The organism is Pedobacter albus, from assembly GCF_036324255.1.
GTDB lineage: Bacteria > Bacteroidota > Bacteroidia > Sphingobacteriales > Sphingobacteriaceae > Pedobacter > Pedobacter albus.
In genome coordinates this window covers 87,899-114,039 of the sequence record NZ_JAZDQT010000003.1, presented here as the reverse complement: position 1 = coordinate 114,039, position 26,141 = coordinate 87,899, and the positions used below count along the sequence as shown (strand labels likewise).

23 protein-coding genes are annotated in these 26,141 nt (G+C 44.7%); 7 read left to right on the top strand and 16 right to left on the bottom strand.

From position 1 onward, the window contains the following. Window positions 1-11: 11 nt before the first annotated feature. The 5 genes from VRU48_RS15585 to VRU48_RS15565 all read right to left on the bottom strand — a co-directional run bounded on the left by VRU48_RS15585 (window position 12) and on the right by VRU48_RS15565 (window position 4,375). Window positions 12-278: a YtxH domain-containing protein gene (locus tag VRU48_RS15585; RefSeq protein WP_330108851.1), complete on the bottom strand. Its 267-nt coding sequence runs from the start codon at window positions 276-278 to the stop codon at window positions 12-14. A gap of 80 nt (window positions 279-358) precedes the next feature. Next, window positions 359-1,411 (bottom strand): AI-2E family transporter, encoded by a 1,053-nt coding sequence (locus VRU48_RS15580; RefSeq protein ID WP_330108850.1) that lies wholly within the window; start codon window positions 1,409-1,411, stop codon window positions 359-361. Between the two features lie 91 nt (window positions 1,412-1,502). Then, complete coding sequence (locus tag VRU48_RS15575; protein WP_330108849.1) at window positions 1,503-2,930, bottom strand: sigma-54-dependent transcriptional regulator; 1,428 nt, start codon at window positions 2,928-2,930, stop codon at window positions 1,503-1,505. A gap of 236 nt (window positions 2,931-3,166) precedes the next feature. Next, the gene (locus VRU48_RS15570) at window positions 3,167-3,952 is read right to left on the bottom strand and encodes an enoyl-CoA hydratase/isomerase family protein (RefSeq protein WP_330108848.1); all 786 of its coding nucleotides are present in this window, start codon (window positions 3,950-3,952) and stop codon (window positions 3,167-3,169) included. A 3-nt stretch (window positions 3,953-3,955) separates the two neighbouring features. Further along, on the bottom strand, window positions 3,956-4,375 hold the full coding sequence (locus tag VRU48_RS15565) for a cobalamin B12-binding domain-containing protein (RefSeq protein ID WP_330108847.1): 420 nt from the start codon (window positions 4,373-4,375) through the stop codon (window positions 3,956-3,958). A 539-nt stretch (window positions 4,376-4,914) separates the two neighbouring features. On the opposite strand from VRU48_RS15565, the gene VRU48_RS15560 reads away from it, so the two are divergent. Continuing rightward, window positions 4,915-6,573: a glutamine--tRNA ligase/YqeY domain fusion protein gene (locus tag VRU48_RS15560; RefSeq protein WP_330108846.1), complete on the top strand. Its 1,659-nt coding sequence runs from the start codon at window positions 4,915-4,917 to the stop codon at window positions 6,571-6,573. Between the two features lie 113 nt (window positions 6,574-6,686). Continuing rightward, a complete protein-coding gene (locus VRU48_RS15555) occupies window positions 6,687-7,151 on the top strand; it encodes a hypothetical protein (protein WP_330108845.1) in 465 nt (154 codons plus the stop codon). A 42-nt stretch (window positions 7,152-7,193) separates the two neighbouring features. Here the strand turns inward: VRU48_RS15555 and VRU48_RS15550 are convergent, their stop codons facing one another. The 3 genes from VRU48_RS15550 to VRU48_RS15540 all read right to left on the bottom strand — a co-directional run bounded on the left by VRU48_RS15550 (window position 7,194) and on the right by VRU48_RS15540 (window position 9,481). Further along, window positions 7,194-7,787, bottom strand: a complete 594-nt coding sequence (locus tag VRU48_RS15550) for a hypothetical protein (protein WP_330108844.1) — start codon at window positions 7,785-7,787, stop codon at window positions 7,194-7,196. 24 nt (window positions 7,788-7,811) lie between these two features. Further along, window positions 7,812-8,567: a hypothetical protein gene (locus VRU48_RS15545; protein ID WP_330108843.1), complete on the bottom strand. Its 756-nt coding sequence runs from the start codon at window positions 8,565-8,567 to the stop codon at window positions 7,812-7,814. Window positions 8,568-8,644: 77 nt separating this feature from the next. Then, window positions 8,645-9,481, bottom strand: coding sequence for an N-acetylmuramoyl-L-alanine amidase (locus VRU48_RS15540; RefSeq protein WP_330108842.1), 837 nt, complete (start codon window positions 9,479-9,481; stop codon window positions 8,645-8,647). Between the two features lie 131 nt (window positions 9,482-9,612). Here VRU48_RS15540 and VRU48_RS15535 point away from each other — a divergent pair, with 131 nt between their 5' ends. Both VRU48_RS15535 and VRU48_RS15530 read left to right on the top strand, forming a co-directional pair. Beyond that, window positions 9,613-11,292 (top strand): dipeptidyl-peptidase 3 family protein, encoded by a 1,680-nt coding sequence (locus tag VRU48_RS15535; RefSeq protein WP_330108841.1) that lies wholly within the window; start codon window positions 9,613-9,615, stop codon window positions 11,290-11,292. 256 nt (window positions 11,293-11,548) lie between these two features. Then, window positions 11,549-13,987 (top strand): TonB-dependent receptor domain-containing protein, encoded by a 2,439-nt coding sequence (locus tag VRU48_RS15530; protein WP_330108840.1) that lies wholly within the window; start codon window positions 11,549-11,551, stop codon window positions 13,985-13,987. Between the two features lie 228 nt (window positions 13,988-14,215). On the opposite strand, the gene VRU48_RS15525 is transcribed toward VRU48_RS15530, so the two are convergent. The 8 genes from VRU48_RS15525 to gltX all read right to left on the bottom strand — a co-directional run bounded on the left by VRU48_RS15525 (window position 14,216) and on the right by gltX (window position 23,867). Next, the gene (locus VRU48_RS15525; RefSeq protein ID WP_330108839.1) at window positions 14,216-14,578 is read right to left on the bottom strand and encodes a response regulator; all 363 of its coding nucleotides are present in this window, start codon (window positions 14,576-14,578) and stop codon (window positions 14,216-14,218) included. A gap of 13 nt (window positions 14,579-14,591) precedes the next feature. Further along, window positions 14,592-15,155 carry a chemotaxis protein CheB gene (locus tag VRU48_RS15520; protein ID WP_330108838.1) on the bottom strand — a complete coding sequence of 188 codons (564 nt, stop codon included), beginning with the start codon at window positions 15,153-15,155 and terminating at the stop codon, window positions 14,592-14,594. A gap of 18 nt (window positions 15,156-15,173) precedes the next feature. Beyond that, window positions 15,174-15,998, bottom strand: a complete 825-nt coding sequence (locus tag VRU48_RS15515; RefSeq protein WP_330108837.1) for a CheR family methyltransferase — start codon at window positions 15,996-15,998, stop codon at window positions 15,174-15,176. Continuing rightward, window positions 15,998-16,372 carry a response regulator gene (locus tag VRU48_RS15510; protein WP_330108836.1) on the bottom strand — a complete coding sequence of 125 codons (375 nt, stop codon included), beginning with the start codon at window positions 16,370-16,372 and terminating at the stop codon, window positions 15,998-16,000. The genes VRU48_RS15515 and VRU48_RS15510 overlap by 1 nt, the downstream gene beginning before the upstream one ends. A gap of 19 nt (window positions 16,373-16,391) precedes the next feature. After that, complete coding sequence (locus VRU48_RS15505; protein ID WP_330108835.1) at window positions 16,392-19,985, bottom strand: response regulator; 3,594 nt, start codon at window positions 19,983-19,985, stop codon at window positions 16,392-16,394. Between the two features lie 18 nt (window positions 19,986-20,003). After that, window positions 20,004-21,125: an ATP-binding response regulator gene (locus tag VRU48_RS15500; RefSeq protein WP_330108834.1), complete on the bottom strand. Its 1,122-nt coding sequence runs from the start codon at window positions 21,123-21,125 to the stop codon at window positions 20,004-20,006. A 185-nt stretch (window positions 21,126-21,310) separates the two neighbouring features. Continuing rightward, window positions 21,311-22,141 carry a KPN_02809 family neutral zinc metallopeptidase gene (gene ypfJ, locus VRU48_RS15495; RefSeq protein ID WP_330108833.1) on the bottom strand — a complete coding sequence of 277 codons (831 nt, stop codon included), beginning with the start codon at window positions 22,139-22,141 and terminating at the stop codon, window positions 21,311-21,313. 217 nt (window positions 22,142-22,358) lie between these two features. Then, window positions 22,359-23,867 carry a glutamate--tRNA ligase gene (gltX, locus tag VRU48_RS15490; RefSeq protein ID WP_330108832.1) on the bottom strand — a complete coding sequence of 503 codons (1,509 nt, stop codon included), beginning with the start codon at window positions 23,865-23,867 and terminating at the stop codon, window positions 22,359-22,361. Between the two features lie 87 nt (window positions 23,868-23,954). On the opposite strand from gltX, the gene VRU48_RS15485 reads away from it, so the two are divergent. Genes VRU48_RS15485 through VRU48_RS15475 form a run of 3 tightly spaced genes read left to right on the top strand, consistent with a single transcriptional unit; the run spans window position 23,955 to window position 26,069 of the window. Further along, window positions 23,955-25,184, top strand: a complete 1,230-nt coding sequence (locus VRU48_RS15485) for a sensor histidine kinase (RefSeq protein WP_330108831.1) — start codon at window positions 23,955-23,957, stop codon at window positions 25,182-25,184. Further along, entirely contained in the window at window positions 25,144-25,647 is a 504-nt protein-coding gene (locus VRU48_RS15480; RefSeq protein WP_330108830.1) for a DinB family protein, read from the top strand. The genes VRU48_RS15485 and VRU48_RS15480 overlap by 41 nt, the downstream gene beginning before the upstream one ends. Then, a complete protein-coding gene (locus VRU48_RS15475) occupies window positions 25,644-26,069 on the top strand; it encodes a hotdog fold thioesterase (RefSeq protein WP_330108829.1) in 426 nt (141 codons plus the stop codon). Before VRU48_RS15480 ends, VRU48_RS15475 begins: the two co-directional genes overlap by 4 nt. Window positions 26,070-26,141: the final 72 nt, after the last annotated feature.

Genomic DNA, 26,141 nt, shown 5'->3' with positions numbered 1-26,141 from the left:
TGTTAAATCGCTCAAACGTTTTCTACTTCCGATGAGTACTCATCTTCCACATCTCTTAGTTTGCTTTTGATAGAGTTTACCACTTTATCTTTCAGCGAGGTGAGGTTGTTGATCTCATCGGCTGCTTTTTCCTTGATCGAATCGCCAAAATCTTTCAACGACTGTCCTAATTTATCGCGAGTTTCGCTTCCTTTTTCTGGGGCAAACAATAAACCTAATGCTGCTCCTGCAGCCAAACCGGCTAATAGCGCTACAACTACTTTTGAATTATCGCTCATGATCTTAAAATTTTATGTTTAACAATTTGTTTGTTTCAAATATAGCAGAAGAGATGTTATTGCATTGTTAAAACTCGTTTTTATAACTCCTCATGCTCCCGAATTGTTTTAATTCTTTCCAATCTTTCGGAAGCCAGCGAGCTGGTTTCGTAGATTTTGACGAGCAGCATAAAGTACGAGAGCAACAATGGTCCAAACACCAGTCCCAATATACCAAATAAAGGAATACCAATAACCACGCCAATTACAGTAATTATCGGATGAATATTTCCAACTTTTTTGGCAATCATGAAGCGCAGCACGTTATCGATGTTGATGATCACCACAAAACCGAAGATGAGCATGGCCCAGGCGGCAAAATTATTACCATTGGCCATTTGCAACAGGGCAGCCGGCACAAACACCACCGGTGGACCCAAAACAGGCACAAAAGAAATAAAAGTGGTAACCACGCCCCAAAACAGCGGGTCTTTGTAGCCCAGCACATAAAACGACAAGCTGACCAGCGAGCCCTGCACCAAACAGATAAAGCCCTGTCCTACTACATTGGCATAGGTGGTATTGCGCATTTCTTCGGCAAAGCGTTGCGCATTCTGTTCCCTAAACGGGGCATATTTGATGAGCGCCCGTTCAAAGGTTATGCGCTCTACCAACATGAAATAAAGGATAAAGTACATGAGCAACAAGCCCAGCACCGTATTAAAAATACTCGAAATAAGAGATGGGAAAAGCCCTGTTGCCCAAGCTCCGGCTTTTTTGAGGCCGTCTTCAATAATCACCTGCACGTTTTCCTCTACCGGCAAAAGATGCTTTACCTTGTACAGGATGTTCTTGAAATAAAGCTCGTCGTTTCGCAGCTCCGTTATTTTCTCGATCACCATGCTGCTTAAGGCGTAAAAAGGCAACACCAGCACCACCAGCGACAAAAACAGCAGGAGAATGGCCGTAAAGCTCTTGTTCCAGCCCCTTACCTCGGCCAAATAGATGTAGCCGGGCCGCAAGATGGTATAAAGTACCAATGCGCTTAACAAAGAACTAAAAATGCCGAGCAGGGAATAGGCAATTAAACAGCCCAGGGCAATAATAATGACCAGGTTGATGTTATTGCGCTGTTTGTAGTTAAATAAAGACATATAGAGCTTTAGCGATTAAAAGCAATAATAGCAAAAGCCCCCAAAATGTTTTTAGAATCTTTAAATTTAATAAGCTAAAGCCACAATTAGCCTAGCTGCCCAAATCTATCGCCTTCATTTTATTGTAAAGCGTTTTGCGGTCGATATTTAAAAGCTTGGCGGCTTTGGTTTTGTTAAAATTCACTTCGCGCAGCACATTTAAAATGGTTTCATATTCTGCTTCGAGTGCGGCATTTTTTAAATCGCGGGGCCTGTTGGTGCCTGCCGAACGGATAATGGTATTCTCTACGGCATTTTCGATAGCGGTTGCCTTGGCATAGGTAGAAATCTCCAAAGGCAAAGCTTTAAGCTGGATTTCTTCGCTTTCGGTAAGCAAGGTGGCTCTTCTAACCACATTCTTCAGCTCACGTACATTGCCCGGCCAGTTATAGGTTAAAATACATTCTTCTACCTCTTCAGAGAAGCGCTGCACGTTGCGGTTAAGCTCGGCATTGGCCTGTGCCAAAAACGTGTTGGCAAACACCATAATATCATTGCCCCTAAGGTGCAACGGTGGCAAATGGATAGAAAATTCGTTAAACCTGTGGTACAAATCTTCCCTAAACCTGCCCTTTTGAATAGCATCGCCCAGGTTTTCGTTGGTTGCCACAATAATGCGAACATCAAGGTCGATTTCCTTGGTGCTGCCAATACGCTTGATTTTGCGTTCCTGCACTGTTCTGAGCAAGGCCGCCTGGATATCGTAAGAAAGGTTCCCTACCTCATCCAAAAACAACGTACCGCCGTTGGCCATCTCAAAATGGCCTATTTTGGTGTAAAGCGCACCGGTAAAAGAGCCTTTCTCGTGACCGAAAAACTCGCTTCCTGCCAATTCCTTGGTTAGCGAACCGCAGTCCATGGCAATAAAGGGCTTGTCTTTTCGCGGACTGTTCATGTGGATGGTTTTGGCCACCGATTCTTTTCCAGTACCGCTTTCGCCGGTTAGGATAACGCTATAGGAAGTTGGGGCTACCAATAGGATCTGACGCATCAGATCTCTGGAAGCCGTGCCTTGGCCAACTACAAATTCGCCGGTTTCGGCTTGAACTTGTTTATTGTTGCTTTTGTCTTTTTTATTGCCGGTTTCAACAGGATCGTTGGCTGTTGCATTCAAGGCAATCTGTGTTTCGATAGCCTTGTTAATCGTATTGAGGATCTCATCGGGGTAGAGTGGCTTGGTAATGTAGTCGTAAGCGCCCAGCTTGATCAGCTCTACGGCCAGCTTGATATCAGAGTAGCCGGTAATGATAATCACCCCGGTTGTTGGGTATTTTTCCTTGATTTTGATGAGCATTTCTTTGCCATCGGTATCTTCCAAGCGATAATCGCACAATACCAGGTCAAAACTTTGCTTAGAAAGATAGTCCATGGCAGAGGCACCACTGGTAGCAGTTTCTACGGCAAATGAATTTCTGGTTAAGAATTTAGATAGCAAAAGACCTATATTCACCTCATCATCAACAATTAATATTTTTTTCATACGAAATATGCGCCAGTCAAATAATAGCTAAATATAGCTAAAAATTTACTGTGGGAAATATTTTCTACACCTTTTTTAAGTTTTTTTACAATTAATTCACCGCGGGAATTTTTTCTCGTTTAAATTAATCCTATTTTTCCTTTAGATTAAAAATCAGGCATTTGCAAAAGAATCTTACCCAAAAAAGAAAGCCCGTCTACATTTCTTGCAGACAGGCCATAATCTTTCAGTAAGTCTTATTTACCGCTAAAAACAGGTTTTCTTTTTTCTAAAAACGCCGTTACGCCTTCTTTAAAATCGGCCGTACCAAAGCATTTGCTAAATTCTTCTATTTCTACCTGAAAGCCATTGCCCGTTTTGTCGCCCCCTGCAGCATTGATGGCTTTAATGGCGCTGGCCACGGCCAATGGAGCCCTCAGTTTGATTTTGCCTAGAATTTCTTCGGCCTTGGCTAGCAGCATGGCTTGAGGCACCACTTCGTTTACCAAGCCCATTTGCGCTGCTTTTTCGGCGGTAACCATATCGGCAGTGGTAATCATTTCTATTGCCCTGCCCTTGCCTACCAGTTGTGTCAATCGTTGCGTACCGCCATAGCCCGGAATAAGGCCCAAGGTAACTTCAGGCAGACCCAATTTGGCATTTTCGCTGGCAATACGGATATGGCATGCCATGGCCAGTTCCAAGCCACCGCCCAGCGCGAAGCCGTTGATGGCCGCCACTACTGGTTTCGGACAGTTTTCGATGGCATTAAACACATTTTCCTGTCCTTTTTGAGCCAGTTCTTTGCCTTCGGCCAGGTTATAGTTTTGAAATTCGGAGATATCGGCTCCAGCCACAAAGGCCTTTTCGCCAGCACCCGTTAACAAAATACCACGCACTTCTGGATTAGCAACCGCTTGGGCAACTACATCGGCCAGTTCCGTCAGCACTTCCTTGTTTAAGGCATTGAGCTTTTGTTCGCGGTTAATGGTAATGTAGAGGATGTTTTCCTTGATCTCGGTTAACAGTTGTTGATAGGCCATAACTTAAAAATTTCGATTTGTAACTACCCAGTTTTCAATATATGCTACGATGCTTGTCATGGGAGTGCCCGGCGCAAAAAGCTCGCCCACACCTATTTCCTGGAGTTTTTTCATATCGGCTTCCGGAATAATGCCTCCACCGGTGAGCAACACATCGTTCAGTTCTTTCTTTTTCATGATTTCTACAATCTTCGGAAAAACGGTCATGTGCGCACCCGAAAGGATCGAAATTCCGATGGCATCCACGTCTTCCTGCAGGGCCGTATTCACTACCATTTCGGGAGTTTGGCGCAAGCCGGTGTAAATCACTTCCATTCCGGCATCGCGCAGGGAAGTAGCAATAACCTTGGCGCCACGGTCGTGCCCGTCTAAGCCTACCTTCGCCACTAAAACACGGATGGGCCTATTCAATATCTTGTTCATATTTGATTGTAAAATAGGATGTAAATGTAAAGAAATTAGCCGTTTTATCCGAAACTGTTTAAAAATGTGACTTTATCTCTTGCGATCAACTTATATATCTTATATGGTTATAAGGTTACCATTTAAGACATATAAGAGCATTTAAGAATGTTTCCGCTTGCCTGGTTCTGATTGGAAAGGCTAAACTAATTCTTTCAACCTGTGAAATTCTATATGCTATATTCTTTCGAAAAACCGGAGCAGGCTCTCCAAATGCATCCATAGCATAATCAAAAACCATATATTCTTAGACGAACTTAAATGTCTTATATGGTTATCTAACTACCATTTAAGACATAGAAGAGCATTTAAGGATGTTTTGTATTTGCTCCATCGCGGATATTTTAGATTGTTAGATTGCTATAGTAAAAACAGGGCCATTATCATGTCTGGTTTTAATTAGAAAGTCTTGTCTCATTCTTCAACCAACGAAACTGTTTAAAAACTGTAAGAAATCGCCTCATTCTTCGTAACTTTGATGTTTTAACACAGCTAATTTTATGAGTGAAGAGAAATCATTAAACTTTATTGAAGAGCTAATAGAGAATGATTTAAGCAGCGGCAAATACAAAACGTTGGTTACACGTTTTCCGCCCGAGCCTAATGGATACCTGCATATTGGCCATGCGAAAGCCATCTGCCTTAATTTTGGGTTAACCCAGAAATATGGTGGCTATACGAATTTGCGTTTCGACGATACCAACCCGGTAACCGAGAAAACCGAATACGTAAACAGTCAGCAGGAAGACATCCAGTGGTTAGGCTTCCAGTGGAAAAACGAACTGTATGCTTCTGATTATTTTGACCAGTTGCATGGCTTCGCCGTAAAATTGATAGAAAAAGGTTTGGCTTATGTAGACCATAGCACAGCCGAAGAAATTGCCATGCAGAAAGGCACACCTACCGAACCGGGTACGCCAAGTACTTACCGCGACCGCAGCGTGGCCGAAAATATCGATTGGTTTGCCCGTATGAAAAACGGCGAACTGCCCGATGGCGCCTGTACCTTGCGCGCAAAGATTGATTTGGCCAGTTCGAATATGCTGATGCGCGATCCGATTATTTACCGCATTAAGCATGCCCACCATCACCGTACCGGCGATGCCTGGTGCATTTACCCGATGTACGATTTCGCCCACGGCCAAAGCGACAGCATCGAGCACATTACGCATTCGATCTGTACCTTAGAATATGTGGCGCACCGTGAGTTGTACGATTGGTTTATTGAGAAACTGGAGATTTTCCCTTCTAAACAATACGAATTTGCACGTTTGAACCTTACCTACACCGTGATGAGCAAACGCAAGCTGCTACAATTGGTAAACGAAGGTTTTGTAAGCGGCTGGGACGATCCGCGTATGCCTACCATCAGTGGTTTACGCCGTCGTGGCTACACACCTGAGAGCATCCGCGAGTTTTGCGAACGTATCGGCATTGCGAAACGCGAGAATTTGATTGAGCTGAGTTTATTGGAATTTTGCATCCGCGAGGACCTGAACAAGCGCGCTAATCGTGTAATGGCGGTATTAGATCCGATTAAATTGGTGATTACGAACTATCCGGAAGGACAGGAAGAAATATTGATTGGCGAAAACAATCCGGAGGCCGATGACAAAGGCGGCACCCGCGAAATCCCTTTCAGCAACGAGCTGTGGATAGAGCGCGAAGACTTTATGGAAGAGCCTGCCAAAAAATGGTTCAGATTAGCTCCAGGAGCTACCGTAAGGCTTAAACATGCTTACATTGTACAGTGCCATGACTTTAAGAAAGACGAAAACGGTAATGTAACCGAAGTGCACTGTACTTACATCCCAGAATCGAAAAGCGGTTCTGATACCAGTGGCATCCATGTAAAAGGAACCATCCATTGGGTGAGCACCAAGCACGCACATACGGCAGAGGTTCGTTTATACGACAGGTTGTTTACCGTAGAATCGCCAGATGCAGAAGAAGGCGACTTTAAGGATTACCTGAACCCGAACAGTGTGGAAGTAATCAAAACAGCTTACATCGAGCCTTATTTGGCCAACGCAACCACAGGATTGGGTTATCAGTTTATCCGCAAAGGTTACTTTAGCTTGGACAAAGATTCGACCCCAGGCAAGCTGATTTTTAACCGTACAGTTGGCTTGAAGGATTCGTTTAAGGTGAAAGCGTAGTGCGCATGGAATAATGCGAATTGCGATGGGCTTCAGCCTCAGATTATCATATAAAAAAGCCCTCAAAATTTGAGGGCTTTTATGCTAGCACGCCATTTAAAGCAAAACAGTATATGTCAACAAAGCAAACCTATCAAGATAAGGCGAACGAATTAATCAAAATCATCGACATAGCCATTGAATCATTCAGAATTTATCCTCCGAGCAACACTCAACAGGGCAATGAGCAATTTATCAATGGTTACCTAGGCTTTAAACAAGATATATCAAATGCCGAAAATCGTTTTAAAAATCTTCAAAGCTTAGCTTATAAATGGAATGATGTTTTATTTTTTTTCCAAGAAGGTTCAGGAAAAACAGTTGAACTTTTTTGGAAAAAAATTGACGAAGAGAATATAGATTGTAAACGAGAGAATAAAATGGCAAAAATTCTTAAGCGCAGAAAAATCAAAAATCAAATTGAGTATGATTTTGTAATCGACTGTATTGTACCTTATCAGCAACAAGGTTTAATCAATGAAGAGGAAGCTTCGATTTTAAACCAGTTAATTGACGCTTACGAAAGCCGGGGGAAGTAGCTTCGTTTCATTCGGCTAGCCCAGCTGGTTGCTGAAATTAAATCATAGAAAGGTGCCCCTATAAGGCCTTAAGATGAAGCTATTGGAGTTGTTTGCATTTATCACCGCTGTCAAAAGCTCTTGATCTGTGCTCAACAAATCAATATTTGCATGTCCTGATATTTTGATAATAAATGACAGTTCGCTGTGTGAGACATCCAAGTTCTCATATAAATAGCCCGCTTCGTTAAATACAGCAAGCGGGTATGAAATCAATTCCTTGGCAAATTTTAATAAGTCATCTTTTGTAAACAGTAAGGCTCCTTTAAATTCATTTGAAATATGATTTTGTTTGAATAAGGCTCGTAAAGGGACTAGATTATTTTCGTCATTTGGAAGCCAATTCATGTCTTTGCCATCGTGATTAACTGTCCAAAATGAACCCTTGTCAAGTTGCGATATTATGGCTTTAAACCACTCCGCGTAAGCTTCAAGATATTCCGTTAAACCAATTTCCCTTCCTTCATAACCACCTGGCAGTTGAAATGAAACTCCGTACCATTTCGTAGTTGAATTAATATCTTCGTCTAAGAAATCGAGATATTGCTTCCTATCATAAGGAAGGGATTTCTTAACATTCTTCTTAAATTCTATCATCGATATTGATTATCCATAACAATTTTAGTTATAAGCATACTTGGTTAATTCGTTATTATCGGATTTAAAATACCAAGATCCATTGATATAATAATATTTATAGGTGCCAAGCTTAGCTATAGCGAAATTACCTTTAACATACTTTCTAATTTCTTTTTGCATTTTAGAATCCCACAAGGTGAAGTATCCAGAAATATCTTCGTGCAGACTGTAAAAAACACGGTCGGTTTTGTCAAAAGACAAAGTCTCAACTCCATTCTTGTTGTAATCTGTCTTTGGTGCATGCATCGAAGTTCTCTCATCGTGTATTTTAACGACTAGTTTATAATTGGCTATGCTATTTCCCAGCAAAGATAATTCTACATTATAAACGCTTTTTACTTCGGCTTTCATGGGAGAAGTTACATGGTTATCAAAATCTAAGAAGTCTTCACGAAATAACGAAGTTACTTCTAAAGACTTGATCAGCTTTTTCTGGTAGCCTGATAGCAATAGCGTTCTGGCAGAGCTTATACCTGTACCCGCACGGACACCGTAATTAATCATCAAGAACCTGTTTCCTAAAACCCTTGCTGATTTAATGTCCTTAACATCTCTTACATAAACAGTATCCGAGGCATATATTATCGATAAAATGTTTTGATCATTTTTTGACACCCGAAATTCGATTTTAGCGCCATCAAGCGATTGAAGTTTAAATTGCTGGCTTTTAACCGAGTTAGTCACGAGGACCACCAGCAATATAGCAACTATTGAAATCTGTTTTAGCTTGGTGTTCATCTTCTCTTTGCCTTTTTGAATGAGCAAAAGCCTAAATCATCTATTGGTTCGCGAAAATGTAGGATCAGGAAGCATGCCTACAAATACTTCTTATACACATTATACAGAATCAGCTTATCTGTATCCGTCAGTGTTTGCGAGATATCGGTTTGTACAAAATGGATCTTAAATGCCTCGATGGCGTAGTTCAGGTTCTTTACGTTATAACCGATAATCCGCAAGGCGTTAGTGGTATCAAAATCGGCAGGTGGCAACTGCAATACATCATCGTACCAATAACCGAAGCCTTTTTTGGCCAAGGTTTTCCAAGGGAAGTTTTTGGGGTCGTTTTTACGGCCCGGAGCATAATCGGCATGCCCTATAAAATTAGCCGTCGGGATGTTATATTTCTTTTTCAAGGTAGCCAGCAAAGCACACAAACTGTTGATTTGCGCATCGGTAAACACATCGGTAGTACCGTTATTGTCTAATTCAATGCCTATAGATGAGGAGTTCAAATCGGTATCGTTGCCCCATTTTCCCGCCCCGGCATGTTGCGCGCGCAGGTAGTCGTTTACCATGTGTACCACTTTGCCATCCCTGCCCACCACATAATGCGCACTCACCTGGGTTCGGGCGATGGTAAAGGTTTTGAGGGTTTGCTCGGTCGAGTCTTGTGCCGTATGGTGAATGACCACAAAATTAGGCTTGCGCATCCCCATGTTTACGGTACCCACCCAAGATTGTTGCTGGCTATTCAGCGAATCGATCTGCTGATTTACCGGCGGAGCCGCTTTGATGACCTTGGAAAAATCTTTAGCCATATTTTTATAAACCTTGTCTGTCGCGGCATATTTGCTGCTGCTGCAATTGGTTAGCAAGAGTACACCGGCAACAAGGGCTGCTGCTTTAGCATGGGTTGGTCTGATTAACATCTTTTGTATTTTAAAGAGTAAGAATGAGTTAGGTGCCCGCCATTAAATCTAAATTACGCAGGCTTATATTTTTTGCTAATTTAGTAGATTGATATAAAACGACGAACATTTTTTACCAAACGATAAATCGTATGCGGATTAAACCTATACATCAAACCATGGGCCTATTGCTTGGCCTTTCTGTAGCTACCGGCCTTACCGCCTGCAACCAGACCGAAAAAGCAGGAACAGACAAGAGCGCCAACAAGGCAAAAGATACCCTGCAAGAATATGTAGACCAGCGCCTAGCCGGTTATGAAAGGGTTAAACTAACCACCAACCTGAACCAGTTGAGCGCCAACGAACGTCAGGTATTGCCTTTGCTCATCCAAGCGGCAGAAATTATGGACGAGCTGTACTGGAAACAAGCCTATCCGCAACGCGACAGCCTGCTCAACACTATTAAGGACCAAAAAACCAAGGATTTTGTATGGATCAACTATGGCCCTTGGGATAGGTTGAACGGCGAAAAGCCTTTTGTGGCTGGTATTGGACCTAAATCTGAAACCGGCACTTTTTATCCAGCCGGCATGACCAAAGAGGAGTTGGAAAAATCTGATGTAAAAGACAAATTCGGGCTTTACTCGGTCATCAGAAAAGAAAAAGGCAAACTGATTTCGGTTCCCTACCACGTTGTTTTTGCTGCTGAATTACAGAAAGCAAGCGCCTTGCTGAAACAGGCCGCCTTGATTACTACCGACCCCGGCTTAAAAAAATACCTGAACCTGCGTGCCGATGCCTTGGTAACCGACGATTATACGGCCAGCGACTATGCCTGGCTCGACATGAAAACCAATGGCCTCGACATCATCATTGGGCCGATAGAAAATTATGAAGACAAGCTTTTCAACGCCCGCGCAGCCTTCGAATCGTATGTGTTGGTTAAGGACAAGGAATGGAGCAAGCGCTTGGCCAAATACGTGCAACTACTACCTGAGCTACAAAAAGGTCTTCCGGTTGCCGACAATTACAAAAAAGAGGTGCCTGGAACCGATTCTGAACTGAATGCCTACGATGTGGTTTACTACGCCGGCGACTGCAATGCGGGTTCTAAAACCATTGCCGTAAACCTGCCCAACGATGAAATCATCCAACAGAAAAAGGGAACTCGCCGTTCGCAATTAAAAAATGCCATGCAAGCCAAATTCGATAAGATCTTGGTGCCGATTGCCAAAGAACTGATTGACAAAGACCAGCAGCAATACATTAAATTCGATGCCTTTTTTGCTAACGTGATGTTCCACGAAGTGGCGCACGGCTTAGGCATTAAAAACACCATTAACGGCAAAGGTACCGTACGTTCGGCCCTGAAAGAGCAATATTCTTGGCTTGAAGAAGGCAAAGCCGATATCTTGGGCCTTTACATGGTTACCGGTCTGCTTAAAAAAGGCGAGCTTACCGGCGATATCAAGGATTATTACACCACTTTTATGGCCGGCATTCTGCGCTCGGTACGTTTTGGCGCCTCAGAGGCCCACGGAAAAGCCAACATGCAATGCTTTAACTTCTTTAAGGAAAAGGGAGCTTTTGAACGGTTGCCTAGTGGCACCTACCGCGTAAATTTCGACAAATTTGCCAAAGCCATGAACGAGCTGAGCGCCTTCATCATTATGCTGCAAGGCAATGGCGATAAAAGCGCTGTAGAAAAAGCCCAAAAAGAAAAAGGCATCATCCAGCCCGAATTACAGGCCGATTTAGACCGCCTGAGCAAAAAAGGCATTCCGGTCGACTTGGTTTTTGACCAGGGCGCCGATGTTTTGGGCATGAAATAACGAAAAAATATTTCTTCAATAAAGGCCTGTGTAGTTGAACTATACGGGTCTTTTTCGTTTAAAGAAAATCCTAAATCCAAAAAAAAGCCGATTTTCTTGTAACCTTTTAAACTTTGGGCTCGTCTATAAGACAACAAACTATAAAAAGAGCCTCCGGCTTTTTAAGCTAAATTAAAATTTATGGTAGGAGAAAAATTTGCGCGCGAGTGCAACAGGATTTTTTTGCCCTATTTTTTAAACCTTTAAACAACACAAAATGAAAACTATTTACTCTCTATTCCTTGTTTTACTAAGCTTTTGCTTGGGCAATGCAGCACTGGCGCAAGAAAAGCCGGCACAAGGCACCATTAACGGAACCATCCTCGACGACCAGAACAAACCGGTTGATTATGCTACCATTGGCCTTTTTAAAACCGCCGATTCTTCGCTGGTTAAAACGGCAATGACCACACCCGATGGCAAATTTCAATTCGTTAACATCAAAGCGGGCAACTACTACATCAAAACCAATATGATGGGTTTCGAAATCTATAAGGGAAAGCCTTTTAACGCTCCAGAAAGCGTGCTTAACCTCGAAAATATCCACCTGAAATCGAACAGCAAAACGCTGAACGCCGTAAGCATTACCACCACCAAGCCTTTAATTGAAAGAAAGGCCGATAAGTTGGTGATGAATGTAGAAAACAGCACGGTAGCTGTGGGTTCGAATGCGCTTGAAGTATTACAAAAAGCTCCTGGCGTAAGCGTCGATCAAAACGACAACATTTCGATGCAGGGCAAACAGGGCGTATTGATTATGCTTGATGGCAAACAGACTTACATGAGCAATGCCGATGTGGCCAACCTGCTTAGAAACATGCAGAGTTCTGAACTGGAAACCATCGAATTGATTACCAATCCATCGTCAAAATACGACGCTTCGGGCAATTCTGGCATCATCAACATCAAAACCAAGAAAAGCAAAAACGGAGGCACCAACGGCAACCTGAACCTAACCGCTGGCTACGGCAAAAACCTGAGGGGCAATGCGGGCATCAGCCTTAACCACAGAACCAAAAACGTAAACGTATTCGGTAACTACAACTATGGTCAGCAAGGCAGAGATAACCTCATTACCATCGACCGTATTTCGAACGGAACGCCTGATACCTATTTTATGCAGGTTGGCGAAATGTATCGCAAAAACCACAACAACAACTTTAAGGCGGGTGTAGATTTTTTCTTAGACAAAAAGAACACCTTGGGGGTGTTGGTAAACGGTTACTTTAACAACGGCAGGGAGTTTGACAACAACAATACCATTATAGGTCCTTCTTTTAGCCAAACAGATTCGACTTTGGTAGCCAAAAGCCTTCAAACCAACAAGTACAACAACGTTTCTTACAACCTGAACTATAAATCAATTTTAGATACCGCCGGCCAAGAGCTTTCGGCAGATTTAGACTACTCGAGGTACAACGGAAACGAAGGTTCTATGTACGATAATACCTATCGCTTTGCCAATGGCAACCTGATCAGGCCTACCGAGTACACCCGCAACGGAACACCATCTAACATCCAAATCAAAGCCTTTAAATTGGATTATACCTTGCCCATCAACAAAACCATGAGGCTAGAGGCCGGTGCCAAAAGCAGCTGGGTTAAAACCGACAACAACCTGATTGCCGAGGCTTATTTAAGCAATGCCTGGACAAACGATGTGCGTCGCAGCAACCGTTTTATTTACGACGAAAACGTAAATGCCGTTTATACCAACTTTAATAAACAGTTTAAAAACACAACGGTACAGGTGGGCTTAAGGATGGAACAAACCAATTCTAAAGGCAACTTGATTACCAGCAACAACGTGGTAGAACGCAGCTATTGGGATTTCTTCCCCACCTTTTTCTTGCAACAGAACCTATCTGAAAACAACCAGGTTGGCTTTTCTTACAGCCGCAGGATAGACAGGCCAAGCTACGACGCCCTCAACCCTTTTGTTTACTATCTAGATCAGTATACCTACAACAAAGGTAACCCTTTCTTGAACCCGCAATACACACATAGCTACGAGCTGTCGTACACCTTTATGCAAAAATACCTGCTCAGCTTGAGCTATAGCCGCGTAAATGATGTGATTACCGAAGTGCTCTTGCCGGATGCGGCGCAAAAAGCATTGTATCAAACCAATGCCAACCTTGCCAAAAACATTACCTATGCCGCCAACCTGAACGTGCCGGTTAAAGTGGCTAAATGGTGGAGCATGAACAACAACCTGAATGTGTTTTACCTCAGCTTTAAGGCCCCAGATCTTGCCGGACAAGCCTTGAGCACTGGCAAAACCTCGTTCCAGTTCAAGTCGCAACAAAGCTTTATCATTATGGATGGCTTAACCGCCGAATTATTTGGCAGCTACGAATCGCCGTTGGATTATGGTACCTTGAGCCTAGGCTCGCGCTACTCGGTTGATGCCGGCATCAGCAAATCGTTGCTGAAGAAAAAAGCCACTTTGAAATTGGCCATGAGCGATGTGTTCAACACTTACGAAACCAACCTGAAAAGTGCCTATCCAGGCTTAAAATATAGCGTTTATCAGAAAAACGAAACGCAAATTGGCAAAATCAGCTTTACTTACCGTTTTGGCAAGAACGAAATCAAACCAGCACGCCGTCGTTCTACTGGTACAGAAGACGAGCAAGGCAGGATGAAGAACTAAATGTATTGCGTACAGCGATGTGCGTATGGCGAGCGAAGCAATCTGTCCCAGCGATAGGTTGCTTTGCTGTTTGGGGCTAGGCGGAAAGCGTTGGACGTTTTGAGTTTGGCGAATGGCGTTAGGCGTTCTGCGAATAGCGCTAAGCGTTTGATTGTTATTGCTGCCAGACCGGCGCAAATCGGACGACGCCATCTTGCTCGGGGCCATTTGCTTGCCGACAGATTCTCCTTATTTGCCGATATAGCTGTCTACTATTTCTTCGAGCGCCTCGATATCAAAAGGTTTGGGCAGGTAAGTATCTGCACCAGCCTGCTGCGCCAAAGTCTTTACATCGTTATTGGCCGAAAAATAAATCACGGGAATATGCTTAAGGTCGGGATGGTTTTTGAGGGTCTGTGTAGCTTCTATGCCACCGATATCGGGCAACCAGTTGTCCATAAAAATCAAATCGGGCATAAAGGCCCTAACCTGGTCAACAATATGGTTCGAACTGGCCGAAGTCTTGATTTCGTAGCCCGCATCTTCCAGAATCACCGTGCACAGTTCTAGGATATCTGTGTTATCGTCAAAAATAAAAACCTTTTTATTCATCGTTTCGAACGTTTTAAGCCAACGCATTAATGTAAGTGGCCATTTCCTCTATTTTTAGTATTCGGGCTACCTCGGTTCTTGCAATGGCCTGTGCGGGCATGTACTCTACCTGTGCACTTTCCGGGTCTTGCACCGCGGTTTGTCCGCCATAACTGTTTACGGTGATCAGTCCGTTTACCCCATCGGCGTTAGAGCCTGACAGCAACAAGCATACCAAATCTTCTTGGTACACTTCGGCCGCCGACTGAAAGGTAACATCGATAGAAGGCCTCGAATAATTTACTTTTTCGGAATAATCCAAGGAAAAAGACCCGTCCCTTTCAATCAGCAAATGATAGTCTGAAGGAGCCAAATAAACCGTTCCGACCACTATTTTTTCCTTTTCTTCGGCTTCTTTGACCTCGAGTTTTGTTTTTTTAGAGATGAGGTCGGCCAGCAAAAAATCCGTTCCCTGTTTGCGGTGCACCACAATGATGATGGGAAAAGGCAGGTCTTCCCTAAGATCGGGAAAAACGCGGAGCAGCACTTCAAGGCTGCCTGCTGAACCTCCAATAACCAATGCCCTACAATTCTTCATCAACGTATGATCTGTTTTTTAGCTGGTTTTCCTCCATATTTTTTCGGTGCCCAGTCTTTTGTAGCGTTTGCTGATGGGCGAAAAATCTACCGTTTCTTTGGTGCCCAAGGCCAAATAGCCTAAATTATCCAGACTGCTGTCGAACAGTTGCAGCACCTTATACTGCAGTTCGCGGTCGAAATAGATGAGCACGTTACGGCACAATATAAGTTGAAATTCGTTAAATGAGTGATCCGAAACCAAATTATGGGTAGAAAAAATCATTTTTTCCTTCAAATCGCTATCAAACTTGGCCAGCGAGTAATTGGCGCTGTAGTAGGATGAAAAATCCTGCGGACCGCCAGAAGCAATATAGTTTTCGGAATATTGTTTCATCTGGCTTAACGGAAAGAGGCCTTGCGCCGCCTTTTCGAGTACGGTGGGGTTGATATCTGTAGCGTAAATCAGCGATTTTTGCAACAGGTTCAGTTCTTTGAGGATAATGGCAATCGAATAGGCTTCTTCGCCGGTAGAACAGCCCGCCAACCAAATGCGGATAAATGGATAGGTACCCAAATTAGGCAGCACCTCGGTCCGCAAGGCGCGATAAAAGCCCGGATCCCTGAACATTTCGGTTACGTTTACCGTAATCTGTTCTACAAAGCGTTTAAAATAGATGCCATCATTAATGATCTTATACCTGAATTCGGCAAAGCTCACCTGCTTGTCTAAGCCATACAACCGCAGCAACCTTCTTTTGAGCGAGGCCCTCGAATAGCCGGTAAAATCATAGCCGTACTGTTCCAAAACATCGCTAATCAGGATTTCAACCTGTTCGTCGGATATGGCAGTTAAATGAGGCACTAGATATATTTTTTTAATAGCACAATCAAGTCGTCTACGTTTACGGGCTTTGAAATATAGCCTGTTGCACCGGCATTGAGGCAACGTTCCCTATCGCCCAGCATGGCCTGTGCGGTAACCGCAATAACGGGGATGTTTTTCAGGGTTTCATCTGCCTTCATTTTGGCCATGGCCTGATAGCCGTCCATATCGGGCATCATCATATCCATCAACACCACGGCAATGTCGCTGTCGTTGGCCATCATATCGAAACCTTGTTGGGCACTGCTGGCCGCTACACAATTATATTTCTTCGCTTTTAAAACAGCTGTTAACGCAAATATGTTTCTGCTGTCGTCGTCAACAATGAGTATTTTTTTTGTCCTTGTATCCATAAAATACTAGCATACTATTTTACACTTTATCATATAACCAAACCCTTAACAAGGAAATCAGCTGATCAACATCAACGGGTTTCGAGATGTAATCGGATGCTCCGGCGGCGATGCATTTTTCGCGATCGCCCATCATAGCCTTGGCAGTAACGGCCAAAATAGGCAGCTGTTTGTAGCCTCCCATGGCCCTAATGGCCCGGGTGGTTTCGTAGCCGTCCAGTTCAGGCATCATCATGTCCATCAGCACCACATCTACCTTCGGGTTTTCGCCCAGCACTTTCAGGGCTTCCTTGCCGTCAATTGCCGGCAGTACTTTCATCTGGTGCTGCTCCAGGGCTTTGGTTAGCGAGAAGATATTGCGTACGTCATCGTCGGCAATGAGTACGGTTTTGCCCTTAAGCACATCGTTTAAGCCCCCCAGGTTATCTTTGAGCAATGGTTTTTGCTGTTTTTCCTTTTGTTCTACCAGGTGCAGAAACAGGCCGGCTTCATCTAAAATACGCTGGTAAGAATGGGCCGTTTTAACCACGATGGAATCTGCGTATTGCTTGATGCGGCTTTCTTCGCCTTTAGAGAGGTTCTTGCCAGTGAAGATAATGATGGGCAGGTTTTCCAGTCCATCGTTCTTTTTGATGGTTTCGAGTGTTTCGTAGGCATTTTTATCGGGGATGCCCATATCGAGGATTACGCAGTCTACTTCTTTCTTTTTCAGCGCTTCGATGCTTTCGTTCACATTACGGGCAACCATGGTATGGATGTTCGAGTTGCTGAGGAAATAGCTTAGTGCCTTAGCGTGTTGCTCGTTTTCTTCAACAATGAGCACTTTTTTAGGATAACGGCTCAGCGCATCTTCCAGTTTTTCGAAAATCTGTTTCATGTGCTCGAGCGCCACCGGTTTGTTGATAAAATCGACCGCACCTTTGAGCAAGCTTTCTTTTTTAACCGAAAGCGACGACATGATGTGTACCGGAATTGGACGTGTGGTAGGGTTCGATTTCAGTTCTTCCATCACCTGCCAGCCATCTTTTATCGGCAATTGGATATCGAGCAAAATAGCCAGCGGGTTGTATTGGTTGGCCATTTCTATGCCCACATCGCCCCTAACGGCCACAATGCCTTTGTAATTGCGCTTACGGGTAAAATCGAGCAGGGTTTTGGCAAAGGCGGTATCGTCTTCTATAATCAGGATGACCTTGTCTTTTTCGCCAATGCTGTTGCGGTCGTCGGCCACTTCACCTGGAATCACATCAACGGTATAGCTCGGCAAAGGTGCCACAACGGGCTCAATGTACCGGTTCTTATCCTGCATTTCGCGGTTAGCCAGCTGCCCTTCCTGATAAGCTTCTTTATCTACATAATTGAACGGAATGGTAAGCGTAAACTCGCTGCCCACGTTTTCTTCACTTTCCAAGTGGATATCGCCACCCAGCAATTTAGCCAGTTCGCGACTGATCGAAAGGCCCAAACCGGTACCGCCAAACTTGCGTCGGGTAGAGCCATCGGCCTGCTGAAAAGCTTCGAACACCATGCCCAGTTTGTCTTTGGCAATGCCGATTCCAGTATCTTTTACCTTAAAAACAAGTGTTTTATAGTTGAGGTTTGCTGCTACGGAAAGTCTTACTTTTCCTTCGTTTGTAAACTTAAGCGCATTAGAAAGCAGGTTTTTCAAAATCTGCTCCAAGCGCATTTTATCGGTTTCGATAAGGGCAGGTACCTCTTTCGCTACCTCTATTTCCATCGTCAGTTTCCTGTCTTTGGCAATTGGCGTAAACAAGGCGCGCATATCGGTAATCACTTCTTCCGTTTGCACTTCGGCAATATCGAGATCCATTTTACCGGCTTCGATTTTAGAAAGATCCAGTATTTCGTCGATGAGGCTCAACAGCCCCTGCCCCGAACTTTGGATAACTGCAGCATATTCGGTGTATTCCTTGTCGAGCTCCTCGTTATCGGCCATGAGCTTAGAAAGCAACAGGATAGAATTTAAAGGCGTACGCAGCTCGTGGCTCATATTGGCCAAGAATTCTGATTTATAGCGGGTGCTTTGCTCCAGTTCTGCCGCTTTTTGCTGGATATCGAGGTTACGCTCCTGGATCAGCTGGTTCTTTTCTTCGAGCAGGCTGGTACGTTCTTCCAGCTCCTGATTGCTCTGCAACAGTTCTTCCTGCTGTACGCGCAACTCTTCTTCCGAAGCCTGGATTTTCTGCGTTTGCGCTTCCAATTCGGCATTTAAGCCTTCGAGTTCCGAATGCTGGGCCTGCAGTTCTTCGGCTTGGGCCTGTGTTTCTTCCAAAAACTCCTGCAGCTTTTTCCGGTTCTGCGCCACATGGATGGCCGTACCAATATTGCCCGAAATGCTGCTTAAAAACTCGAGCTTACGTGGCGTATAGGCATTTAAGGATGCCAATTCGATTACGCCAATCAACAAGCCATCGCGATGCAAGGGAAAGGCGACTACGTTTTTGGGCTTGGTTTGGCCGGTAGCGTAGCTAATGGTGATTTCTCCTTCTGGAATTTCGTCGAGCAAAATGAGCTTATCCATCTCCATGCATTGGCCGATCAATCCCTCGCCCATGGCAAACTGCGCTTTCATTTCGTTGCCCATTAAGGCATAGCCTCCGGTGAGGTATAGTTTTTTGTCGTCTTCTAAGAGGTAAAGGGCGGCCACATGGCTTTTGGTATGTTCTACAATGTTGATGAGCATATCGTTTGCCAAGGTTTTGATGTCTTTTTCGCCCACCATCTGATCATTCAGCTTGGCGATACCCGATTGCAGCCATTCCTTGTCTTCTAAAAGCCCGAATGAATACTGCAGCGACTCGGCCATGTTGTTGAGCGAGCCGGCCAGACTACCAAGGCCATCCTTAACGGCATCGTCCATCCTGATTTTATAGTCGCCTTTAGAAATTTGCTGGGCAATGCCTTGAATAACGTTGATCCTTTCGGCAGTTTCGTAGTTGATGGCCTGCAGTTCTTGTTGCAGCAATTGGCGTTCGTCGAAATCTGAAGCTACCTTGCGGTAAAAGAAAATGGTAATGAGCAGCGAGAGAACGGCCGCCAAAATAATGAGCAGCGGCGTATAGCCCGCCAAGGTATTCATATCGGCGGTGCGTACGGCCAAGAGGCGCCTTTCTTCGGTCTGCATGTCTTTAATAAGTTGCCTCACGTTGTCCATGTACGATTTACCATCGAGCAGGGTCTTTTCGGTAACCGTACCCCCATTCATTTTCTGATCGACGGTTTTTTCGAGAATGGTTAACCGGGTATCCAGGATCTGTTTCAGCTCGCTTAGTTTGCGTTGCTGGTAGTTATTGTCTTTGGTGTTGTCTTCCAGTTGCCTAAACAGGGCATTTACTTTTTCTTTCGCGCCCACATAAGGCTGCAAAAAAACCTGGTTATTGGTCAGCAAAAAGCCTCGCTGACCGGTTTCGGCATCTTTAAGGGTAGAGATGATGTTGTCGAGGTTGTTCATCACCTCGTTGCTATGAGATACTAAATCTGACGACTTGATGAGGTTCCTGATGCTTACATACGAGGCCAAAGAGCTCAGGATGAGAATAATCAGCGACAAGCCCAGACCTAGTCGGAGGTTACTTTTAAGGGATAATTTCATTAAATAACAGTTTTAGCATTAAACTTCGGTTGTTGAATCGACAGGTATGATAAAGTAAAACTCCGAGCCCTCTCCATAGGTGCTGTTTACACCCACTTTTCCGCCATGGCGCCTAATAATTTCGGCCGAAATGTAAAGCCCGATCCCCAAGCCCTGAAAGCGCTGCGAGGTTTCTTCTACGCGGTAAAACTTATCGAAAACATGGGGCAGCTGCTCTGGCGAAATGCCGATGCCCGAGTCTTTAACGGCTACATAAAGCGCTCCTTCGTTTACATTTACCGTTAAATGGATTTCGCTGGTTCCGGGCGAATATTTGATAGCGTTGGTGAGGAAATTGACCAGCACCTGTTCAATCCGCATTTCGTCGCCGAAGATTTCGCAGCCTGCACTTCCTTTTTTATGCACCTTAAACTCTGGATTTGATTGGTGCATGACCTCAATAACATTATCGATGAGGCAATCGATGGCAAAATGCTGCTTGTTGAACTTGAGCTTACCACTTTCGATTTTAGAAATATCCAAGAGGTCGGCAATAAGGCCATTGAGCTTTTCGAGCTGTACCTGGGCCTTGCCCAAATGTTTTTTAACGGTTTCGATATCGCCTTTGTTTACGCTGCGTTCTAAAAGCTGTACATAGCCTTTTACGCTGGTAAGGGGCGTTTTGAGTTCGTGGCTGGCAATGCTGATGAATTCATCCTTTTTGCGTTCGGCCTCTTTCCTGAACTCGATTTCTTCGAGCAGCGATTCCTGCATCTCGTTCAGCTTCCGGTTCTGCTCGTAAATTCGGTAAAAGGTTTTTACCTTGAGCAGCAAGAGGTTCATATCAACCGGTTTGGTAATGTAATCAAGCCCTCCCGAAGAGTAGCCTTTGGCAATAAACTTGAACTCGGTATTAACGGCCGACAAGAAAATAATGGCGGTTTCTTTGGCCTTGCTGTAGCCCGATATGGCCTCGGCCACTTCGAAACCATCCATGCCCGGCATCTGCACATCTAAAATAATGAGCACATAAGAGTTTTTGAGGACTTTTTTAAGTGCTTCTTCGCCAGATGAGGCTGTATCGATTTCAAAATTGTGTTTCTCCAGAACCTTTTTTAAGGAAATCAGGTTCTCGGGCGTATCGTCGACAATAAGGATCATTCCCAAAAATAGTTAAAGCTAGGTAACATTTGCTATGGCGTTGTACCGATTTTTTGACAACAACCAGTATTAGGCAAAGAGAACAAAAAATGGGCTAGCTTTGTTTGAATAGGCTTGTAAAATATTTGGTCGACAAGCTTTTAATCCATAATCACCCCTACTAGACTTTAAAATCTCGAAAGTGTCTACAGGTTACGGGCGTTAAAGGTATCGCCTTGTTTTATATCGCCGGTATCGAAGCCCTTCTTGAACCAGTATACTCTTTGGGCTGATGTGCCATGGGTAAAGGCATCGGGCACCACTTCGCCCTGGGCCTGTTTTTGCAGCTTGTCGTCGCCAATGGCATTGGCCGCGGTTAAGGCTTCTTCCAAATCGCCTGGATCTAGGCGAAAGTCTTTGAGGTTCTGGGCATGGTGGGCCCAAAGGCCGGCATAAAAATCGGCCTGAAGCTCTAGCTTAACGGATAGCTTGTTGTATTCTACTTCGCTCAGCCTTCTTCGGGCTTGCTCCATTTGAGCCGATACGCCCAACAGGTTCTGTACGTGGTGGCCCACTTCGTGCGCAATGACATAGGCCTGGGCAAAATCGCCGGCCGCGCCGAAACGGTTTTTAAGGTCGTCGTAGAACGATAAATCGATGTATACCTTATGATCGCCTGGGCAATAGAAAGGGCCTACCGCCGAAGTAGCGCCTCCACAAGCCGATTGAACAGATCCAGTAAACAGCCTTAGCTTAGGGTATTCATATTGTGCGCCAAGTTCTGCAAACTGCTGGTCCCAAACCTGCTCCGTCGATTTGAGCACGCCTTTTACAAATTTAACCTGCGGATCATCGTCAGAAGCCTTGGTTGCAGTTTGTTCTGTTGCGGGCAACTGGCTCACCAAGCCGGTTAAGTCTTTGCCAAAAAGCAAGCCTACGATGACGATGATGATACCTACGCCACCACCCAAAGCTATTCGTCCACCGCCGCCTCTGCCATCTTCTACATTATCGCTTCCTTTACCGAACCACTGCATAATTTCTGTTTTAGGTTAAAAAAAATGATGAAACAATTTTGATACCAATTTACTGATTATATCTATATCCCAAATAAGGTTGGCAGATTTTTAAAAAAGAGATTTCCCAATGGCCTATTTAAAGCTCAATCCGCGAATCCGTAGCTAATGATAATTAACAAAAAGGCCTCAATTAATGTTGAGGCCTTCTTTATAAGTCTGTTAAACTGTGACTAAACTAACTAAACGCTTCCACGCCTAGTGCAATTCTGCGTTGCGTTTCGGTTTTGCCCAATACGTTGGCGATATCGAATACACCTGGGCCAAATTTGCCGCCCACCAGCATTACGCGCAAAGGCAACATCAGTTCGCCGGGTTTAAAGCCTTTGTTTTCGGCCAAAGCCTTAAATTGGGTTTCCCAATCCATAGCTGTTGCGCCATCTTGTAGTCCTGTTGCAAATTCTTGGAAAAACTCACCCTTTTCTGCCGACCATTTTGGCTTTACTGAGGCTACGTCGTATTCAGCCGGAACCGCAAAAAAGTAAGCCACCTGCGTAGCGAAATCGCCCAAAAGCGTGCAACGGTCTTTTACCATATCGATTACTTTAAATAGATACGCTTCGTCGGCCACCTGAATGCCCAAGGCTTGCAAGTCGGTTTTAACACTTGGTGCCAAACGTTCGGCACTGGCGGTTTTGATCCACTCGTGGTTGTACCATTTGGCTTTTTCGAAGTCGAATTTAGCCCCGGCTTTGCTGATCCTGTCTATCGAGAACGAAGCAATCAGTTCTTCTAAGGTAAATATTTCCTTATCGGTGCCATCATTCCAGCCCAGCATAGCCAACAGGTTGACGAATGCTTCGGGCATGAAGCCCATTTCCTTAAATCCTTTGGTTACGTCGCCGGTTTTAGGGTCGGTCCAGTTCATGGCATATACCGGGAAGCCGAGGCGGTCGCCATCGCGCTTGCTCAGTTTGCCGTTGCCGTCGGGTTTTAAAATCAAAGGCAGGTGTGCCCATTGGGGCATGCTGTCTTTCCAGCCCAGGTACTCCCACAGCAAAATATGGATTGGCGCCGAGGGCAGCCATTCTTCGCCTCTAAAAGCATGGCTTATTTCCATGGCCTTATCGTCAACTACTACTGCCAAATGATAGGTAGGCATGCCATCGGCCTTTAGCAATACTTTATCGTCGACCAAATTGGTATCAAAGCTCACTACGCCACGAATCATGTCGTTAAAAGACACTTGTTCGTCGGCAGGCATTTTAATGCGGATGGTATGTGGCGTACCGCTAGCCAACAATTCGCTGATCTCGGTTTGCGAAAGCGTTAGCGAATTGCGCATTTGCATGCGGGTTTGCTGTCCGTACAAAAAGTTAGGTTGCGTGCTGCGCCTTTCGTTAAGTTCCTCGGGCGTATCGAAAGCATAATAGGCATAGCCACTGGCCACCAACTGTTCGGCATATTGCCTATAGCTGGGTTTGCGCTCGCTTTGGCGATAAGGGCCAAAGGCACCCGGCTGTTGCGGACTCTCATCGGGCCTTAAGCCGCACCAGTTTAAACAATCAACGATATATTGTTCGGCCCCCTCTACAAAACGGGTCTGATCGGTATCCTCAACCCGGAGTACGAAGGTGCCATTGTGCTTTTTAGCAAATAAATAATTAAATAAAGCTGTGCGTACACCGCCTAGGTGCAAGCCTCCTGTTGGGCTTGGCGCAAATCTTACTCTAACTTTCTTTTCCATTACAGCGCAAAGATATATTTTTTAGTCCGTTTACGTTTCTGTAGGTATATTTTTGATTGCTATTTTGTAATTTGCCTCCACTCCTTTATGAACCCGTATCAAAAAAAGCGCCGCTGGAAATTGTTTCTCCTTGTTTTTGCCATTGTAATTGGCGGAGCCTCTGTGGTTTATTCGAATTTTTTCGTGAAGAAAATGGAGCGCGAAGAAGCGGCACAGTTCCAGTTACGACTCAAAGTGCTCGAACAACAGATGCGGGTATACGAAAACGAACGGTTGACCGGCATTTTTGAGACCATCAAGAAAAACAATACGATGGATATCATCATTACCAAAACCGATGGTTCCATTTACCTCTGGTACGGCCTTGATACCACCAAAACCCTCTACCCGGATATCAAAACCAAGGAATACGATTCGCTTTACTTTGCCAATCAACTGGCCAAAATGAAACGGCAACACAAGCCCGCCATGATGAAAGACCCCGACGATACGCCTCTGATTGCGTATTACAAGGACTCTTTTATCCTAACCCAGCTCAGGTATTTCCCTTATATTCAATTAGGTGTAATTTTCCTCTTTTTGTTAACGGCCTACGTGGCTTTCAGCTCGGCCCGCCGGGCCGAACAAGACCAGGTTTGGGTAGGCTTGGCCAAAGAAACCGCCCACCAGCTAGGCACGCCCATTTCTTCGCTCATGGCCTGGGTGGAGCTGATCAAATCGAAATTCGATGCCGAAGACGATGCGTTGATTGCCGAAATGGAAAACGATATCCACCGGCTGGAAATCGTGACCGACCGTTTCTCTAAAATCGGTTCAAAACCTATTCTTGAAGACCATATCGTGTATATCGTGATCCAGAATTTTGTGGATTATTTCAAGATCCGCACTTCCGATAAAATCAACTTCTCGGTTATTGGCGATAAACAGGTAAGAGCCATGCTGAGCATCCCTTTGTTCGACTGGGTGATTGAAAACCTGCTTAAAAACGCCGCCAACGCTATCGAAAACGAAGGCAACATTACCATCAATATCATCGAGAACCTGGCTAAGGAAGAAGTTTTTATCGATGTAACCGATACCGGCCGGGGCATTCAGCGTTCGAGGTTCGATACCGTTTTCCAGCCGGGCTACACCACCCGCAAAAGGGGCTGGGGCTTAGGTCTTTCGCTAACCAAGAGGATTATCGAAAACTACCACCGCGGACAGATTTTTGTAAAGGATTCGGAACTCGGCAAGGGCACCACATTCAGGATTGTATTAAAAAGCAGCATAACTTATGAACCGACCACAAACACAGGAGTACCCCGAGTGGTATGACAAATACATCAGTCTAGTTGAAGGCGATGTAATCGAGATTTTGGAAAAACAGGTAATCGAATTTTCAGACTTCATCAACAGTTTGGTAGGCAAAGGCGATTATGCTTATGCACCCGGCAAATGGACAATCAAAGAGCTGATTGGCCACATTATCGATACCGAACGCATCATGGTGTTTAGGCTGTTGTGCTTTGCCAGGGGCGAAAAGGCAAGCATCCCGGGTTTTGACGAAGACGAGTATGTGGCGGCCGCACATTTCAACGACCGCAGCTTGTTGAGCCTCTCGGAAGAGTTTTCCCTGTTGCGAAAATCAAACCTTTACCTCATTAAATCCCTCAACGACGAGGAATTGGCCAAATCGGGCACGTCTAATGGCAACAGCATGACGGTAAAGGCTTTTGTGTATGTTTTGGCCGGCCATATTATGCACCACGTTAACGTAATTAAAGAGCGCTACCTATGATCTGGTTTAAGGAATTTACGCCAGCCATGCTCAACGACAGGCCCAAAAACCATATCGGGGCTTTGCTGGGCATCGAGTTTACGGCAGTGGGCGAGGATTACCTTGAAGCCACCATGCCTGTTGACGAGCGCACGCACCAACCCGCCGGCATTTTACACGGCGGCGCATCGGTAGTATTGGCCGAAACTTTGGGCAGCATTGCTTCGTACATGTGCATCGATCCACAGCAATACATTGCCGTTGGTTTAGAGGTTAATGCCAATCACCTGCGTTCGGTAAGTTCAGGGTTGGTTAAAGGCATTTGCAAGCCCCTGCATATTGGAGGCAAGACCCACATTTGGGAAATCAAAATGTACAACGACAAAGGAAAAATGAACTGCGTAAGCCGTTTAACGGTAGCCATTTTGCCGAAACCGTTATAGTTCACTGGTTCATCAGTTCATTGGTCATTGGCTCATTGGTTCATTAATTGATTGGCTGATTAGTTGGGTTGT

Excerpts from the sequence above, each read along its gene's own strand:
- VRU48_RS15505 (WP_330108835.1), bottom strand. The coding sequence starts at position 19,985 with ATGAAATTATCCCTTAAAAGTAACCTCCGACTAGGTCTGGGCTTGTCG.
- VRU48_RS15510 (WP_330108836.1), bottom strand. The coding sequence starts at position 16,372 with ATGGATACAAGGACAAAAAAAATACTCATTGTTGACGACGACAGCAGA.
- VRU48_RS15585 (WP_330108851.1), bottom strand. The coding sequence starts at position 278 with ATGAGCGATAATTCAAAAGTAGTTGTAGCGCTATTAGCCGGTTTGGCT.
- VRU48_RS15520 (WP_330108838.1), bottom strand. The coding sequence starts at position 15,155 with ATGAAGAATTGTAGGGCATTGGTTATTGGAGGTTCAGCAGGCAGCCTT.
- VRU48_RS15530 (WP_330108840.1), top strand. The coding sequence starts at position 11,549 with ATGAAAACTATTTACTCTCTATTCCTTGTTTTACTAAGCTTTTGCTTG.
- VRU48_RS15575 (WP_330108849.1), bottom strand. The coding sequence starts at position 2,930 with ATGAAAAAAATATTAATTGTTGATGATGAGGTGAATATAGGTCTTTTG.
- VRU48_RS15550 (WP_330108844.1), bottom strand. The coding sequence starts at position 7,787 with ATGATAGAATTTAAGAAGAATGTTAAGAAATCCCTTCCTTATGATAGG.
- ypfJ (WP_330108833.1), bottom strand. The coding sequence starts at position 22,141 with ATGCAGTGGTTCGGTAAAGGAAGCGATAATGTAGAAGATGGCAGAGGC.
- VRU48_RS15570 (WP_330108848.1), bottom strand. The coding sequence starts at position 3,952 with ATGGCCTATCAACAACTGTTAACCGAGATCAAGGAAAACATCCTCTAC.
- VRU48_RS15500 (WP_330108834.1), bottom strand. The coding sequence starts at position 21,125 with ATGATCCTTATTGTCGACGATACGCCCGAGAACCTGATTTCCTTAAAA.
- VRU48_RS15535 (WP_330108841.1), top strand. The coding sequence starts at position 9,613 with ATGCGGATTAAACCTATACATCAAACCATGGGCCTATTGCTTGGCCTT.
- VRU48_RS15555 (WP_330108845.1), top strand. The coding sequence starts at position 6,687 with ATGTCAACAAAGCAAACCTATCAAGATAAGGCGAACGAATTAATCAAA.
- VRU48_RS15525 (WP_330108839.1), bottom strand. The coding sequence starts at position 14,578 with ATGAATAAAAAGGTTTTTATTTTTGACGATAACACAGATATCCTAGAA.
- gltX (WP_330108832.1), bottom strand. The coding sequence starts at position 23,867 with ATGGAAAAGAAAGTTAGAGTAAGATTTGCGCCAAGCCCAACAGGAGGC.
- VRU48_RS15560 (WP_330108846.1), top strand. The coding sequence starts at position 4,915 with ATGAGTGAAGAGAAATCATTAAACTTTATTGAAGAGCTAATAGAGAAT.
- VRU48_RS15580 (WP_330108850.1), bottom strand. The coding sequence starts at position 1,411 with ATGTCTTTATTTAACTACAAACAGCGCAATAACATCAACCTGGTCATT.
- VRU48_RS15545 (WP_330108843.1), bottom strand. The coding sequence starts at position 8,567 with ATGAACACCAAGCTAAAACAGATTTCAATAGTTGCTATATTGCTGGTG.
- VRU48_RS15485 (WP_330108831.1), top strand. The coding sequence starts at position 23,955 with ATGAACCCGTATCAAAAAAAGCGCCGCTGGAAATTGTTTCTCCTTGTT.
- VRU48_RS15565 (WP_330108847.1), bottom strand. The coding sequence starts at position 4,375 with ATGAACAAGATATTGAATAGGCCCATCCGTGTTTTAGTGGCGAAGGTA.
- VRU48_RS15475 (WP_330108829.1), top strand. The coding sequence starts at position 25,644 with ATGATCTGGTTTAAGGAATTTACGCCAGCCATGCTCAACGACAGGCCC.
- VRU48_RS15480 (WP_330108830.1), top strand. The coding sequence starts at position 25,144 with ATGAACCGACCACAAACACAGGAGTACCCCGAGTGGTATGACAAATAC.
- VRU48_RS15540 (WP_330108842.1), bottom strand. The coding sequence starts at position 9,481 with ATGTTAATCAGACCAACCCATGCTAAAGCAGCAGCCCTTGTTGCCGGT.